We start from the raw sequence: 14,814 nt of genomic DNA, 5'->3' as shown, positions 1-14,814 counted from the left end.
CGTCAGCGACGGCGCAGCCGCGAAAGCAAACCCGGCGGACGACGGGAGATCCGGCCGTCGACGGCGTCGGCCAGGAGTGTGGCGACGGTTTCGGCGGCGCAGGCCTTGTTGGCGCCGATCCCGCCGCTGGGGCCGCGCTTGATCCAGCCGACGACGTAGGCGCCCGGCTGTCCTTCGACGCGGCCGGCGGAGTTCGGGATGGTGCCGGTGGCTTCGTCGAAAGGCAGGCCCGCCAACGGAATCCCGCGGTAGCCGACGGCGCGGACGACCTGCCCGGCGGCGATCTCCTCATCGCCGACGGCCGCGGTGACCCGGATCCCGCGGACCTGCGCGTCGCCGAGGATCTCCAGTGGTGCGGAGTGGAACCGGAACACGATGCGGCGCTTCCCGTGCGCGGGCGGCGCCGACCAGTCGACGGTCTCCCTGGCCACGCCCTGGAGCAGGCTCGCCTTGTCGGCGGCCGCCGCGGCGTCGATGGCCTCGCCGGTGCGCGGGTCGTGCGCGTCGACCACCAGCTCGACCTCGTCCTGCCCGGTCAGCGCGAGCAGCTCGGGCCGGGTGTACGCGGCGGCTTCCGGCCCGCGGCGCGCGAGCAGCACGACCTCCCGCACCTTGCTCGTCTTCAACCGCGCCAAGGCGGACGGCGAGATCGAGGTGCCCGCCAGCGAGGCCGGGTCGGCGGTCAGGATCCTGGCCACGTCCAGCGCGACGTTTCCGTTGCCCACCAGCACAACCCGCTCGTCCGACAGATCGAGCACATCGGCCGCGACGTCGGGATGGCCGTTGTACCAGCGCACCACCGTGGTGGCGGCGACGCTGCCAGGCAAGTCCTCGCCGGCGATGCCGAGCGAGCGGGCGGCCGAGGCGCCGACCGCGTAGATCACCGCGTCGTGCCGCGCGGCCAGTTCCGCCACGGTGACGTCCCGGCCCACCTCGACGCCCAGGCGCAGCCGGAGCCGCGGGTGGCTGTGGAAGCGCGCGAAGGTGTCGCCGATCTTCTTCGTCGACGGGTGGTCGGGCGCCACGCCGTAACGCACGAGCCCGCCCGCGACCGGCAGCCGGTCGATCAGCGTGACCCGGGAATTGGTGTGCAGCAACAGATCCTCGACCGCGTACATGCCCGCCGGGCCGGTGCCGACCACGGCGACGTCCAACGGGGCGAAGTCGCTCGGGAGGTCGCGGTTGAACACCGGCGGGCCCCAGGCGTGGAAGTTCGGCGCCGGGTCCACAGTGGATTCAGCGGCCTCGCGATCAGCGTAGTACGCGGCGTTCACCCCGGCGTAGGCCTTCAGCGGCGCGGTCAGGCTGTCCACCGGGAAGATCGCGTCGACCGGGCACGCGTCGGCGCAGGCGCCGCAGTCAATGCAGGCGCGCGGGTCGACGTAGAGCAGGTCGGTGCGGCCGAAGTCGGGCTCGTCCGGCGTCGGGTGGATGCAGTTGACCGGGCACACCGCGACGCACGAGGCGTCGTTGCAGCAGGTCTGCGTGATCGCGAAGGCCATGGCTCAGATCAGGTTCGCGCGCTGGTAGAACCAGGTCGCGGGCTTGGTGAGCAGTCCGGCCGAGCCGAGGAACTCCATCAGCCCGGCGCAGCTGGAGCGCATCATCGCCTTGTGGTGCTCGTTGGCCTTCGCCGCGGGGATCGCGCGCTTGGCGTCCAGCCCGGCGTTGGCGTAGACGTCGCGGTTCACCATGCTGCCCACGATCACGTACGAGGCGATGGCCACCACCAGTGCGGTGAACTGACGGCGGACCCAGCCCGCGCCCTTGAGCCGCTCGCGGGTCTCCTCGCGGGCGAACTTCATGTGCCGCGATTCCTCGACGACGTGGATGTTGTTGATCGTGCGGACGAACGGCACCACCCGCTCGTCCCGCATCCAGTCCCGCTGCATCACGTCGAGGACTTCTTCGGCGACCAGGATCGCCGCGTACGCCGCTTCGCCGAAGGCGACGGCCTTGAACACCCGCCCGGCTTCGACCACGAAACGGCGCGGACGGTACGCGGGCGCCCGCAGCTTCTCCGCGCCGCGCGCGAACATGATGGAGTGACGGCATTCGTCGGCGATCTCGGTCAGCGCCCACTGGAACGCCGGGTCGGTCGGGTCCTTCGCGTAGAAGTCCCGCAGGATCATCTGCTGCAGGATCATCTCGAACCAGATCCCGGTGCTCGCCACCGACGCCGCCTCCTGGCGGGTCAGCTCCCGGCGCTGCTCCTCGGTCAGCCCGGCCCAGTAATCGGTGCCGTAGAGGGTGCTCCACTCGGGGCTCGCGCCGTGGCAGCCGACGTCCAGCGGCGTCTCCCAGTCGACCTCGGTGGCCGGGTCGTAGGACAGCGTCGCCGACGAGTCGAGCAGGCGCCGGGCCATCTCCTCGCGGCCGGACGGCGGCTCGCCGGCTCGATGCTGGGTGTCGACGCTGGTCATGGCTGGCTCCCCTGACGGACGTACTTACCGTTACTCCGGTTTACTGTTACCTAAGGTAACACAAACTTGGGGAGGTTCAAGAGAGCGCTCAGGAGGCGGCCGCGCACTCCGCGCACACGCCCCACCACGTCACCTCGGCCTGCTCGACCCGGAAACCGGGCGCTTCAAGGGGATCGAGGCACGGCGCGGCGCCGACCGCGCACGGCACGTCCTGCATCCGGCCGCACTCGCGGCAGACCAGGTGGTGGTGATTGTCGTGGGTCTCCAGTTCGAACCGCGCGGGCGAGCCCGCCGGCTCCACCGAACGCAGCAGCCCGGCCGCGACGAGGTCGTCGAGCACGTTGTAGAGCCCCTGGCGCGACAGGCCGGCGCCGGCGCGCGCGCCGTCACCCCGGTCGTCCAGCGACGCCGCGATCTCGGCCGCCGTCAGATGCGGCCGCCGCCCGGCAGCCTCCAGCACCGCGCGACGGTGCGGGGTGTTGCGCAGCCCCCGCTCCCGAAGCCGGGCGCCGAAGTCCTGCGAGCCCGAGTCCTCCATGGCCGCGAGGATACCGCCAGACTTGACTCAGTCAAAGGTGGAGAGGAACAGCTCACACCCGGCCTCGCCACCGCGATCCGGCACCATGCCCCTGACCAGCGCGAACTTCCCGAAAATCGGCCACTCTTGAATCATTACGAGAATTGACTGAGTCAAATCTAGGGACTACAACGGTGGTCGTACCCACCAGCGGGCACCGGAAGGACCCTCGAGAGGAGCAGGACATGACCAAGACCCAGACCGCCACCACCGGGTTCGTCGCCTCGGCGGCGTTGAGCACGGCGCTGCAGCAGGTGCTCGTGGACCTGATCGCGCTGCAGCTGCAGGCGAAGAACGCCCACTGGAACGTCACGGGCGCGGGCTTCCGCAGCGTCCACCTCCTGCTGGACGAGGTCGTGGACACGGTGAGCGGGTTCGCCGACGACGTGGCCGAGCGGATGCGCGCGCTGCACGCCACCCCGGACGGCCGCCCCGGCACCGTCGACGCGAGCCGGCAGATCGGCGACCTCCCCGCGGGCGAGCAGCGGGTGCCCACGGTGCTCACCACGATGACCGAGCTGGTGGTCAACGCCGTCGAGGGCGTCCGTACCGTGCACGACGCCGTGGACGCCGAAGACCCCACCACGGCCGACCTCCTGCACGCCGTGATCCAGGGGCTCGAGGAGAAGGCGTGGATGCTGCGCTCGGAGAACGCGGACCACTGACCGGCCCGCTCATCCCAGGCCGGACAGCTCCTCCGCGCTCTTGCGCCCCTCGATCACCGAACGCGCGACGGTGCCGAGTTCGACGCCACGGCTGCGCGCGTAGCGGCGCATGATCGCGAACGCGGTGGCCACGTCGACGCCGAGCCGTTCGGCGAGGAAACCCTTGGCCTGCTCCACCACCACGCGCGTGCTGAGCGTGTCCTCCAGCTGCGCCGCCAGCGTCGCCTTGCGGCTGATGGCGCGCTGCTGAAGGAGCCCGATCGTGGCGATGCCGGCGATGGTGCGCGCGATCCGGCGCCGGTCCGCCGGCAGCGGGCCGCCGCCGGCGTGGAACAGGCCGAGTGCCCCGATGACGTCGCCGCGAAGCCGCATCGGCACGGCGTCGACCGCGGTGAACCGGGCCTTCGCGGCCGCGGCTGCGAAGACCGGCCACCGCGTCACCGGCCCCGGCCCGGTCCGCAGGCGGACGGGGGCGCCGGTGCGGAAAGCCGTGACACAAGGGCCTTCGCCGGAGCGCAGCTCGAGCATTTCCAGCCGCCGCGCCCGCTCGTCGGTGCCCACGACCACGGGTGGCCACCCGGGTTCTCCGGGCAGCAGCACGCCGGCGGCGTCGACGTCGAGGATCTCGACGCACCGGCGCACCAGCTCCCGCAGGAAGCCGGCGACCTCGAAGCCGTCGCCGAGAGTGTCCGCGATCCCGGCGACGGCTTCGAGCAGCCGCCCGCCGGGCGAGCCTGTTCCCGTCACCGGGCAAGCCGCCCTTCACGAGGCGAAAACCAGCGCTACCAACGAAACCGGGAAATCCGGCCGGCGGGCACCGCCGAATGACGCAGGCGCCGATCCGGCACTCGGAAGACGGGTTCGCCGTGGTCCGCCACGGCCGCGGTGCCGATCACCGGCTGATCCTCCGGCTGCGACACTGGAAGCTCGTGGACCGCCGACCCCGGGAGAACTCCTTGACGACAGCAGTGGTGACCGGCGCGGCGAGCGGGATCGGACGGGCGCTGGCCCGGGCGCTGCACGACCGCGGCGCCGGGCTGATCCTGGCCGACATCAACGAGGACGCCCTCGCCGCGGCCGCGAACCCGCTGGGCGCGCGGGCGGTTCCGGCCGACGTCGCGGACCCGGACGCGATGACCGCACTGGCCGCGGCGGCCGGCGAAGCCCGTCTGGTCTGCCTCAACGCGGGCGTGGTGGGACCGTCGCTGGGCGCGCCGTGGGAGGTGCCGGCCGCCGAGTGGGACCGGGTGTTCGCGATCAACGTCGCGGGGGTGGTCAACGGGCTCCGCGCCTTCGTGCCCGGACTGCTCGGCTCCGGTGAGCCGGCGCACGTGCTGGTCACCGCGTCGCTGGCCGGGCTCGCGGTGTTCCCCGGCGGTGGCGCGTACGGCCCGTCGAAGCACGCCGTCGCCGCCGTCGTCCAGCACGCGGCCATGGCGCTGGAGGGCAGCGCGGTGCGGATCAGCATGATCTGCCCGGCCCTGGTCGCCACCGGGATGTCGGCCGAGGGGGCCGACCCGGCGCTCGTCGCCGACGAAGCCCTGCGCGCCGTGGACGACGGGGTGTTCGCCCTCGTCCCGCCGGAATGGCGCGGCGCCGTCGTGACCCAGGCGGAACGGCTCGCGGCCGGGCGGCCCCCGGCGCCTCCCGCTCCGGCGGTCTGAGCGGTTCCCCGGCCGGCCTCAGGCCATCCAGTCACCGATCCGGTCCCACCGCCGGTTGAGGTCGCGTTCCGCCATCCGTTGGGCGCTCAGATCTCCCGCGCACGCGGCGACCTCACGCATGAGCGCGATCCCGCCCGTGCCGTTGAGCCGGTGGCCGATCCGCCGGATCGCGACCGGACCGGCCAGCGCCGCCTCCGGCGCCTCGCCCGAGGATGCCAGGCGGTCCAGGTACTGCCAGTCGCGCCGGAGGTCACGCTGCCGTTCGTCGAGGGCGTCGTACTCGCGCTCGACGGCCGCAGAGAGGTCGACCAGACGCGACGCGGTGCCGAAGACATCGAGCGAGGTGTCCTCCTGCTCCGCAGCCGGCCCGGCCTCGAGCGCGGCCAGGCGATCAGGCGGGCAGGTGCGCCGCAACAGGATGAGGGCGCTCTTGGTCTGCTCCGCCGTGAAACCCGACGCCACGAGACCGCGGGACAGCACGACGTTCAGCACTATCCGCAGTCCGGTCTCCGACAGCCGCCAGACGGTCGCCGCCGCGTCCTGCGCCACCTCCTCATCCAGGAGCAGGTCCGCGACGCGGTCCGGGATCAGCGCGAAACCGGTCACCAGCCGCGGTGAACGCAGGCACGCACCGCGCACGGCGGAATCCGGGTGGTGCAGGAGCACGTAGCACCACATCGCCCGCATCAAGTCGTCGTTGCCATTCACGTACTTCGCGAAGCCGTCGTCCCCCGGGCGGACCGACGGCATGGGCCGCTGCGCCAGGAACGCGTCGACATCGGGGTGGGCGGGCACCCGGACCGGGCCGCGGCCGTAGAGCTCAGACGTCCACGAGCCGCGGAGCACGAGCTCGGCCTGCCGCCGGCCGGACCCGCCGGTGTTCTTACGCCGGAAGAACATTCGCATCGCCTCCGCCCGCCAAGCTAGCGCGCGCCGCCGGGCCGGGCAGCGGCGCCGGCCGGTTCAGGTCACCGACAGTCCGGCCGCGTCAGGCACCTCGGTCCGGCATTCACTGTGACAACGGAACTTCGACGTCGGCCGGCGCCTTGTCCGGCCGCCAGCCGCGCCAGGCGGTGTGGCGGAGGCGGCGCTCGCCCGGGGTGAACTGGCGGTAGACGACCTCGCCGACCAGCTTCGGCGTCACCCAGCGGGCGTCGCGGGCGCGGTCGCGCGGGACGTCGTTCGCGAAGGGGCTCGTCTTGCGCTCCAGCGGGGTCAGCTTCGCCCGGAGGTCGGCGAGGGTTGCGCGGGTGAAGCCGGTGCCGACGTCGCCGATGTAGAGCAGGTCGCCGGAGTCGCGCGCGTGCGCGCCGAGCAGCAGCGCGCCGATCGTGCCCTCGCGGTTGCCCTGGCCGGGGCGCCAGCCGCCGACGACCACCTCGAGCGTCCGGATCAGCGGGTGCTTCAGCCAGTCCGGGCTGCGCCGGCCCGGGTGGTACTTCGACCGCCGGTCCTTGGCCACCAGTCCTTCGAGGCCGCGCTCCGCGGCGACCTCCAGCAGGTCCTGCGGGCCGGTCCCGTCCGCCGCCAGCTCGGCGTGGGAGTAGGACGGCGTCAGCACGATCAGCCGGGGGTCCGGCGGTTCGAGGCCGGCCAGGACCTTCCGCCGCTCGTCGTAGGTCTCGCCGAGCAGCAGCTCGGCGCCGAGCTGCAGGACGTCGAAGGCGAAGTAGGCGACCGTGCGGCCGCTGGTGCCGTGGTTCTGCAGCAGCCCGAAGTCCGGCCGGCCGGACTCGTCCAGTGCGACGATCTCGCCGTCGAGCACCGCGGGCCGGCCGCCGAGCGCTGCGCCGAAAGCGCCCGCCAGCTCGGGATAACGCGGGGTGAAGTCGATGCGGTTGCGGCTGGTGAGCACCGTGGTGCCGTCGGGCGCGATCCGCATGACGGCCCGGTAGCCGTCCCACTTCCACTCGTAGGCGTATTTCTCCGCGTCCGGCAGGCGGCCCCGGTCGGGGGTGGCCAGCATCGGCTCGATGCCGTCCGGCACCCGGTCGCCACCGGCCATCGCGGGCTCCTTCCGTCGGACCCCACCGTAGATCGGCCGGCCGCGCCCGGCGACTCCCGCGAATGGCCCAGCTTCACTTCGCGGGATCGCGGGTACCTCCCAGCGGACCCCTGAACAGACGAAGGAGACCGCGTCATGGAGCTGGCCGAAGCCGCTGCCGTCGAACGGCCCGCCGAGCCGCGCCCGGACCTGGTGGTCGAGCAGGCCAGAGGCATTCTGATGGCCCGGCGGGACTACACCGCCGCCGGCGCGCTCGCCGTCCTGCAGACCGCGGCGCACGACAGCGGCGCCACGGTCCACGCCGTCGCCCTCGCGCTCGTCGACGAGGTCGAGGCGCGCGCACGGCACCTTCAGGACGAGCTCGGCACCTGGGTCAGCGGCTCGCGGACTCCGGGATCGTGATCGGGGCGCCGGTCTTCTCCTGAACCTCGCCGGACGTCACGCCGGGCGCCAGCTCGGCCAGGACCAGGCCGTCCGGGGTCACGTCGAGGACGGCGAGGTCGGTGATGATCCGGTCGACCACCCCGGCCCCGGTCAGCGGCAGCGTGCAGGATCCGACGATCTTCGGGCTGCCGTCCTTGGCCACGTGATCGGTGAGCACCACGATCCGCTTCGTGCCCGCGACCAGGTCCATCGCCCCGCCCATGCCCTTGACCAGCGCGCCGGGCACGGTCCAGTTGGCCAGGTCGCCGTTGGCCGCGACCTGCAGGGCGCCGAGCACGGCGACGTCCACGTGGCCGCCGCGGATCATCCCGAACGAGGTGGCGGAGTCGAAGTAGCTGCCGCCCGGCAGCACGGTGACCGTCTGCTTGCCGGCGTTGATCAGGTCCGCGTCCTCCTCGCCCTCGAAGGGGAACGGGCCGAGCCCGAGGATGCCGTTCTCGCTCTGCAGGGTGACCCGGACGCCGTCCGGCAGGTGGTTGGCGACCAGGGTCGGGATCCCGATGCCCAGGTTCACGTAGTCCCCGTCGCGCAGTTCGCGCGCGGCGACGGCCGCCATCTCGTCACGGCTCCAGCCCATCGTCACGCCTCCGTTCCGGCGGCCGGGCGCGGGCGCACCGTCCGCTTCTCGATCTCCTTGGCCCGGGCGCGGGCCGCTACCAGCCGGTTCACGTAGACGCCGGGGGTGATCACCAGGTCCGGGTCGACGTACTGGCCCTCGTCGAGCAGCACCTCGGTCTCGACCACGGTGACCTTGCCGCAGGTGGCGACGAGCGGGTTGAAGTTGCGCGCGGTGTAGCGGTAGACGAGGTTGCCCGCGCGGTCCGCGGTGTGGGCGTGCACCAGCGCGACGTCGGCGACGATCGCGCGCTCCAGCACGTGCGTCCGGCCGTCGAACTCCTCGTGCGGCTTGCCCTCGGCGACCGGCGTGCCGACGCCGGTGCGGGTGTAGAACGCCGCGATCCCGGCGCCGCCGGCCCGCATCCGCTCGGCGAGCGTGCCCTGCGGCGCGAACTCGACCTCCACCTCGCCGTCGAGGTACTGGCGCGCGAACAGCTTGTTCTCGCCCACGTAGGACGCGATCACCTTGCGCACCTGGCGGTTCTCCAGCAGCAGGCCGAGGCCGAGGCCGTCCACGCCCATGTTGTTCGAGACGACCGTCAGGTCCCGCACGCCGGAGTCGCGGACCGCCTCGATCAGATCGGACGGGATGCCGCACAGGCCGAAGCCGCCGACCGCCAGCGTGCTGCCGTCGCGCAGCTCGCCCGCCAGCGCCTCGCGGGCTTCGTCGAACAATTGGGGCACGGTGTCTCCTTGTCTCTTCGAGCGTCCACTGACCGGTCAACGGACCCGAGTCAAGTCCGCTCCGGCCGCGAGTTCAAGCAGGGGAAACGGTCCCGGGTCCATCTTTTCGGCAGGCGGACGCGAAAATCGCAGGTGTTCACTGAGCGGACATAGAATCCACTGTATGTCCTCCCCCCATCGGCCGCCCCCGCACCTGATCGGCCGGGCGGCGGCCGTGCTGCGCGCGCTCTCGACCAGTGCGGACGCCGGCGTGTCGACCTCGGGCGTCGCGCGGGCCACCGGTCTGGCCCGGCCCACCGCCCACCGGCTGCTCGTGGCGCTGCTCGACGAGGGCTTCGCCGACCGGGACCGCCGCAGCGGCCGCTGGCACCTGGGCCCGGAGCTGTACCTGCTCGGCGAAGCGGCCGCGGCGCGCTACGACGTGACGCAGCGCGCGCGGGAGAGCGTGCACCGGCTCGCCTCGGACACCGGCGAAAGCGCGTTCTTCTCCGCCCGCCGCGGCGACGAGACGGTCTGCCTGCTGCGTGAGGACGGCGACTTCCCGATCCGGTCCTTCGTGCTCTACGAGGGCGCGCGGTTCCCGCTCGGTGTGGTCTCGGCCGGTCTCGTCGTGCTGGCCCTGCTGCCGGACCGCGAGATCGACGCCTACCTGAGCGGCACCGACCTCACCGCCCGCTGGGGACCGGCGCACTCGGCCGACGCGGTGCGCGGCCGGATCGCCCGGACCCGCGAGCTGGGTTATGCCGTCAACCCCGGCCTCGTCGTCGAAGGCAGCTGGGGCATGGCCGCGGCGGTTTTCGGCCCGGCCGGCGAGCCGGCGTGGGCCCTGACCCTGACCGGCGTCGAGTCCCGCTTCCGCGCGGACCGGCGCCCGCAGCTGGGCGAACTGCTGCTGAAGGAGGCCCACGCGCTCACCACGGCCCTGCGTCGCGAACCGCGGGTTTGACCCGCTCCGTCCACAAGAGACGGAGCGGGCCGTCAGGTCACCAGGTGACAGGCAGCTCGTACACGCCGTACACAGACCCGTCGTGCTTGAACGGGATGTCGGCGAGATCCGCGGCCAGCGCCAAGGTCGGGATCCGGCGGTAGAGCGTGCTGTACACGACCTGAAGCTCCAGCCGCGCGAGCTGCTGGCCGAGGCACTGGTGCACGCCGAAACCGAAGGCCACGTGACGGTGGGCGTCGCGGGTGATGTCGAGGCGGTCCGGGTCGTCGAAGACGCTCGTGTCGCGGTTGGCGATGTCGTTGGCCAGGATCAGGCCCTCGCCGGCCCGCACGACCTCGCCGCCGACCTCGATGTCCTCGACCACCGCGCGCCGCCGCCCGTTGTGCGTGATGTTGAGGTACCGCAACAGCTCCTCGGTGGCGGAGGCGACCAGCTTGGGATCGTCCGAGGCACGCAGCAGCGCCAGCTGGTCCGGGTGCTCCAGCAGCGCGAGGGTGCCGAGCGCGATCATGTTCGCGGTGGTCTCGTGGCCCGCGATGAGCAGCAGCACGCCCATCTGCGCCGCCTCGGCGCGGGTCAGCTCCCCCGCGGTGACCCGGACGGCCAGCCCGGACAGCAGGTCGTCGGCGGGATTCGCCTCCTTCTCGGCCACCAGCCGGTCGAGGTAGCCGATGAGCGCCGCGTGGCCCGCCATCCGCTCTTCCGGGCTGGCATCGCGCCGGATGATCACCTTGCTGTTGTCCTGGAAGAAATCGTGGTCGCCGTAGGGCACGCCGAGCAGCTCGCAGATCACCAGCGAAGGCACCGGCAGCGCGAAGGCGTCGACCAGGTCCACCGGCCGGGGACCGGCCAGCAGCTCGTCGATCAGGTCGTCGACGATCTGCTGGATGGCCGGGCGCATCGCCGCGACCCGCCGCATGGAGAACGGCGCGGTCACCATGCGGCGCAGGCGGTTGTGCTCCGGGTCGTCCATCAGGATGAAGCTGATCCGGGAGCCGCCGTCCTTGGGCAGCGGCGCCGGGCTCGGGTAGCCGGGCGTGGCGATGTCGGCGCTCACCCGCGGGTCGGACAGCAGCGCCCGCTGCTCGGCGTACCGGGTCACCAGCCACGGGGTGCTGCCGTCCCAGAGGCGGACCCGCGTGAGCGCGGACTCCTCCTGCTTGGCCCGCGCGGCGGGCGGCGGGTCGAACGGACGGCCCGCCGCCCGCTCCATCGGGAAGTCCGGCACCTCGGCCGGGCTCGTCTCGACCGTGCTGGTCATCGTTTGCTCCCAAGGGTTTTCGCGGGCCGGATAAGGCCTTTGTGGACGGTGACGGGACGGCTCACGCGGTCTCGGCGACGGTGATCGCCGCCGCGGGGCAGACGTTCGCGGCCTCGCGGACCGCGGCGTGGAATCCCTCGGCCGGCGCCGCGTCGAGCAGCAGCACGACGCCGTCGTCCTCCCGCTGGTCGAACACCTCCGGGACGAGCAGCACACAGGTGCCCGCGCCGCAGCACCGGTCTTCGTCGACAGTGACCTTCATTTTTGCTTCTCTCCTTCGGTTCTTACGCGGCTGTGTCATGGGCGGGTGTCGACGGGGCCAGCCACAGGCCGACCAATGCGTTGATCAATCCGGTGCCGGCGTCTTTCCAGGTCCCGTGCACGGTCGGGGCTCCCTCGGCGAGCGAGCGCTCCCGCTCGGCCCACAGGTGCACCATCAGCTGACGCGTCATGCCGGCGCGTTCGGCCCAGGCCTCCGGCGGCAGGCCGGGCAGACATCCCTTCAATCCACACAGGATCCGGTGCATCGAGGGCGCGCCGAGGCCGTCTTCGACCATGATCACGCGCAACGCCGGGTCGGTCATCACCTGCGCGCCGAACCGCGCGAACCAGGTCGGCGGCGGCAGCGTGGCCAGGTGGTCAGTGAACGGCCGGACCAGGCAGGCCAGCCAATCGCGGGCGGACGCCGAGCCGTCCAGCGCGTCGGCCATCCGGACCCGCAGCGCGTCGATCGGCCCGGTGTGCTTGAGCGTGATCGCCCGCACCAGGTCGGCCTTCGCGCCGAAGTGGTAACCGACCGCGGCGTTGTTGGCCTGCCCGGCGGCTTCGCTGATCTGCCGGTTCGAAACCGCGTACACCCCGTGCTCGGCGAACAGCCGCTCGGCGGTCTCCAGGATCAGCTCACGGGTCGGCCCGGAGCGCTCCGCGACTTCGAGGCGCACGGTCACCCTCGCACCGGCAGTCCACGCGGTCCGGCGCGGTGCGGTTTCTCGGTCCGTCCCACCGTGTCTCCTCCCCGATCCCGGCCTCGAGTTCGTGATCAGTCAACCGGCCCTGCTAGCTTAAGTCAAGCAGTTGACTTAAGTTGACCTCGTCACGCTCGTTCCCCTCGTCTCCCGGAGGACTTCCCATGCCCGAGCCCGCTGCCGCCCCGTCCCGGCCGAACCTGGTCGTCGCGGTGCTGGCCTTCGCCGGGATCGTGGTGTCGCTGATGCAGACGCTGGTGATCCCGCTGATCCCCCAGCTGCCACGGCTGCTGCACGCCGCGCCGTCCGACACCACCTGGGCGATCACCGCGACCCTGCTCGCGGGCGCCGTCGCCACGCCGACCATGGGCCGGCTCGGCGACATGTACGGCAAACGGCGGCTGCTGCTGGTCAGCTTGGTCCTGCTGGTGGCGGGCTCGGCGGTCGGCGCGATGAGCGACTCGCTGGTCCCGATGGTCGCCGGCCGTGCCCTGCAAGGGCTCGCCGCGGGCGTGATCCCGCTGGGCATCAGCATCATGCGCGACGAGCTGCCGGCCGAACGGCTGGGCTCGGCGACCGCGCTGATGAGCGCCTCGCTCGGCGTCGGCGGCGCGCTGGGCCTGCCCGCGGCGGCGTTGCTGGCCGAACGCGCGGACTGGCACCTGCTGTTCTGGGTCTCGGCCGGGCTCGGCGCCGTCGCGCTGGCGCTGGTGGCGGCGGTCGTGCCGGAGTCGAGGGTCCGCACCGGGGGCCGGTTCGACCTGGCCGGCGCGGCCGGGCTGTCGGTCGCGCTGGTGGGCCTGCTGCTGGGCATCTCGCAGGGCGCGGACTGGGGCTGGGGCAGCCCGCTGACGATCGGCCTGTTCGCCGGCGCGCTGGTGGTGCTGCTGGTCTGGGGCCGATGGGAGCTGCGTGCCCGGCAGCCGCTGGTCGACCTGCGCACCAGCGCGCGGCGGCAGGTGCTGCTGACCAACCTGGCGTCGGCGGTGTTCGGCTTCGCGATGTTCGCGATGTCGCTGGTGCTCCCGCAGTTGTTGCAGCTGCCCGCTTCGACCGGCTACGGACTGGGCCAGTCGATGCTGGCCGTGGGACTGGTGATGGCGCCTTCCGGGCTGGTGATGATGGCGGTGGCGCCGCTGTCGGCGCGCATCTCCCGCGCCAAGGGCCCGCGGACGACGTTGATGCTCGGCGCTTTTGTCGTGGCCCTCGGGTACGGCGTGAACATCGTGCTGATGACCGAAACCTGGCACCTGGTGCTCGTGTCCAGCGTCATCGGCGCGGGCATCGGGCTGGCCTACGGCTCGATGCCGGCCCTGGTGATGGGCGCGGTCCCGGTCTCCGAGACCGCCGCCGCCAACAGCCTCAACACCCTGATGCGGTCCATCGGCACGTCGGTCTCCAGCGCGGTGTCCGGGGTGGTGCTGGCCCAGCTGACGATCACCGCCGGCGGCGCGATTTTCCCGTCACAGAGCGGTTTCCGCGTGGTGATGGCGATCGGCGTGGCGTCCGCGCTGGTGGCGCTGGCCATCATTTCGTTCGTGCCGCGCCGGACGCCCGCACCGGCCGCGGCGGCCCCGGTGCCGGCGGCGGCGGCGAACTGACCCCGCTGCCGAACAGGGTGCGGCAGCAGCCCAGGAACGCCTCCGCGCGCCGGGTCAGGCGGGCGCCCGCGGCCCAGCCCAGCACCACGGGCGTGGTCGGTACCCGGTCGCGGATCGGGAGGACGTGCACGGGCAGGCCTTCCACCGAAACGTCGACCGGCGGGCGCTGCACGGCGAGCGAATAGCCCAGCCCACGCGCGACCATCGCGCGGGCCAGCTCGAAGCTGCCCGCGCGGTGCGCCACCCGCATCTCGACCCCGGCCGCGTCGAACACCGATTGGAAGTACCGGGTGCTGGGCGGCACGTCGAGCAGGATCAGCGGCTCGTCCACGAGATCGCGCAGTGCCACGGACTTCCGCCGGCCGAGCCGGTGCCCGGCGGGCAGCAGGACGGCGGGCGGCCGGTCGTGCAGCACGGCCACCTCGATGCCGGGCAGCAGATCCTGGCGGTACAGGAAGGCCAGCTCGCACGTGCCGTCGAGCAGCTGCGCCTGGAGGTCCGCCAAGGTGCCCTCGACGAACTCCACCGCCACCCCGGGCTGTTCGGCGCGGAAGCCCGCGATCGCGGCGGGCAGGTGCAGGGCCGCGATCGGCGCGTAACAGCCGATGCGCAGCCGCCCGGCCGGCTCGCGGCCGAGGCGCCGGGCGCCCGCGGTCAGCTCGGTGACGGCGCCCAGGACCGCCCGCGCCTCGGCGACGACCTGCCGGCCCGCGGGCGTCAGCGCGGTGCCCCGGCGCGGGCCGCGGATCACCAGCCCGGCGTCCAGCACCCGTTCCAGCTCCGCGACTCCCAGCGAGACGGCGGACTGCGAAACATGGCAACGCGCGGCCGCGGCGGTCATCCCGCCGGTCTCCGCGATGGCGACCAGGTACTCGAGCTGCCGGAGCGAAACCGGGGGAAGACTCATGAGCCGAGCTTATGGGCCGGCCGAGTTTTCCGAACTGGACCAATGCGCCGGGCG

17 protein-coding genes are annotated in these 14,814 nt (G+C 72.6%); 5 read left to right on the top strand and 12 right to left on the bottom strand.

What is annotated here, in order from left to right; translation table 11 throughout:
* Positions 1 to 2: 2 nt before the first annotated feature.
* From BMY97_RS38195 to BMY97_RS38185, 3 genes are all read right to left on the bottom strand, one after another.
* The gene (locus BMY97_RS38195) at positions 3 to 1,502 is read right to left on the bottom strand and encodes an FAD-dependent oxidoreductase (protein WP_091627413.1); all 1,500 of its coding nucleotides are present in this window, start codon (positions 1,500 to 1,502) and stop codon (positions 3 to 5) included.
* Between the two features lie 3 nt (positions 1,503 to 1,505).
* Complete coding sequence (locus BMY97_RS38190; RefSeq protein WP_091627410.1) at positions 1,506 to 2,423, bottom strand: AurF N-oxygenase family protein; 918 nt, start codon at positions 2,421 to 2,423, stop codon at positions 1,506 to 1,508.
* A gap of 88 nt (positions 2,424 to 2,511) precedes the next feature.
* Entirely contained in the window at positions 2,512 to 2,961 is a 450-nt protein-coding gene (locus tag BMY97_RS38185) for a Fur family transcriptional regulator (RefSeq protein ID WP_091627407.1), read from the bottom strand.
* A 224-nt stretch (positions 2,962 to 3,185) separates the two neighbouring features.
* Between BMY97_RS38185 and BMY97_RS38180 the strand changes: the two genes are divergently transcribed.
* Positions 3,186 to 3,665 (top strand): Dps family protein, encoded by a 480-nt coding sequence (locus tag BMY97_RS38180; RefSeq protein WP_091627404.1) that lies wholly within the window; start codon positions 3,186 to 3,188, stop codon positions 3,663 to 3,665.
* Between the two features lie 9 nt (positions 3,666 to 3,674).
* Here the strand turns inward: BMY97_RS38180 and BMY97_RS38175 are convergent, their stop codons facing one another.
* Entirely contained in the window at positions 3,675 to 4,412 is a 738-nt protein-coding gene (locus tag BMY97_RS38175) for a GAF and ANTAR domain-containing protein (protein WP_091627402.1), read from the bottom strand.
* Positions 4,413 to 4,489: 77 nt separating this feature from the next.
* Between BMY97_RS38175 and BMY97_RS38170 the strand changes: the two genes are divergently transcribed.
* Complete coding sequence (locus BMY97_RS38170) at positions 4,490 to 5,329, top strand: SDR family NAD(P)-dependent oxidoreductase (RefSeq protein ID WP_091627399.1); 840 nt, start codon at positions 4,490 to 4,492, stop codon at positions 5,327 to 5,329.
* 18 nt (positions 5,330 to 5,347) lie between these two features.
* Here BMY97_RS38170 and BMY97_RS38165 read toward each other — a convergent pair whose 3' ends face one another.
* Together BMY97_RS38165 and ligD are read right to left on the bottom strand one after the other, a co-directional pair.
* Positions 5,348 to 6,235 (bottom strand): hypothetical protein, encoded by an 888-nt coding sequence (locus BMY97_RS38165; protein ID WP_143086389.1) that lies wholly within the window; start codon positions 6,233 to 6,235, stop codon positions 5,348 to 5,350.
* Between the two features lie 103 nt (positions 6,236 to 6,338).
* Positions 6,339 to 7,334 carry a non-homologous end-joining DNA ligase gene (gene ligD / locus BMY97_RS38160; protein WP_091627394.1) on the bottom strand — a complete coding sequence of 332 codons (996 nt, stop codon included), beginning with the start codon at positions 7,332 to 7,334 and terminating at the stop codon, positions 6,339 to 6,341.
* A 135-nt stretch (positions 7,335 to 7,469) separates the two neighbouring features.
* Here ligD and BMY97_RS38155 point away from each other — a divergent pair, with 135 nt between their 5' ends.
* Positions 7,470 to 7,736, top strand: coding sequence for an ANTAR domain-containing protein (locus BMY97_RS38155; protein WP_091627391.1), 267 nt, complete (start codon positions 7,470 to 7,472; stop codon positions 7,734 to 7,736).
* Here BMY97_RS38155 and BMY97_RS38150 read toward each other — a convergent pair.
* Positions 7,708 to 8,355 carry a CoA transferase subunit B gene (locus BMY97_RS38150; protein ID WP_091627388.1) on the bottom strand — a complete coding sequence of 216 codons (648 nt, stop codon included), beginning with the start codon at positions 8,353 to 8,355 and terminating at the stop codon, positions 7,708 to 7,710. The genes BMY97_RS38155 and BMY97_RS38150 overlap by 29 nt on opposite strands.
* Before the next feature lie 2 nt (positions 8,356 to 8,357).
* Positions 8,358 to 9,080: a CoA transferase subunit A gene (locus tag BMY97_RS38145; RefSeq protein ID WP_091627385.1), complete on the bottom strand. Its 723-nt coding sequence runs from the start codon at positions 9,078 to 9,080 to the stop codon at positions 8,358 to 8,360.
* 163 nt (positions 9,081 to 9,243) lie between these two features.
* Between BMY97_RS38145 and BMY97_RS38140 the strand changes: the two genes are divergently transcribed.
* The gene (locus tag BMY97_RS38140; protein WP_091627382.1) at positions 9,244 to 10,026 is read left to right on the top strand and encodes an IclR family transcriptional regulator; all 783 of its coding nucleotides are present in this window, start codon (positions 9,244 to 9,246) and stop codon (positions 10,024 to 10,026) included.
* Positions 10,027 to 10,063: 37 nt separating this feature from the next.
* Here BMY97_RS38140 and BMY97_RS38135 read toward each other — a convergent pair whose 3' ends face one another.
* The 3 genes from BMY97_RS38135 to BMY97_RS38125 all read right to left on the bottom strand — a co-directional run bounded on the left by BMY97_RS38135 (position 10,064) and on the right by BMY97_RS38125 (position 12,234).
* Positions 10,064 to 11,287, bottom strand: coding sequence for a cytochrome P450 (locus BMY97_RS38135; RefSeq protein WP_091627379.1), 1,224 nt, complete (start codon positions 11,285 to 11,287; stop codon positions 10,064 to 10,066).
* 61 nt (positions 11,288 to 11,348) lie between these two features.
* Entirely contained in the window at positions 11,349 to 11,549 is a 201-nt protein-coding gene (locus BMY97_RS38130) for a ferredoxin (RefSeq protein WP_091627377.1), read from the bottom strand.
* Positions 11,550 to 11,571: 22 nt separating this feature from the next.
* Entirely contained in the window at positions 11,572 to 12,234 is a 663-nt protein-coding gene (locus BMY97_RS38125) for a TetR/AcrR family transcriptional regulator (protein ID WP_091627374.1), read from the bottom strand.
* A gap of 182 nt (positions 12,235 to 12,416) precedes the next feature.
* Here BMY97_RS38125 and BMY97_RS38120 point away from each other — a divergent pair, with 182 nt between their 5' ends.
* Positions 12,417 to 13,853 carry an MFS transporter gene (locus BMY97_RS38120; protein ID WP_091627371.1) on the top strand — a complete coding sequence of 479 codons (1,437 nt, stop codon included), beginning with the start codon at positions 12,417 to 12,419 and terminating at the stop codon, positions 13,851 to 13,853.
* Here BMY97_RS38120 and BMY97_RS38115 read toward each other — a convergent pair.
* The gene (locus BMY97_RS38115) at positions 13,780 to 14,760 is read right to left on the bottom strand and encodes a LysR family transcriptional regulator (protein WP_091627369.1); all 981 of its coding nucleotides are present in this window, start codon (positions 14,758 to 14,760) and stop codon (positions 13,780 to 13,782) included. The genes BMY97_RS38120 and BMY97_RS38115 overlap by 74 nt on opposite strands.
* Between the last annotated feature and the right edge of the window lie 54 nt (positions 14,761 to 14,814).

The sequence above is a fragment of the Amycolatopsis saalfeldensis genome, assembly GCF_900110575.1.
GTDB classification, from domain to species: Bacteria; Actinomycetota; Actinomycetes; order Mycobacteriales; family Pseudonocardiaceae; genus Amycolatopsis; species Amycolatopsis saalfeldensis.
The sequence above is the reverse complement of the archived record's forward strand: the minus strand, read 5'-3'. Positions and strand labels throughout refer to the sequence as shown.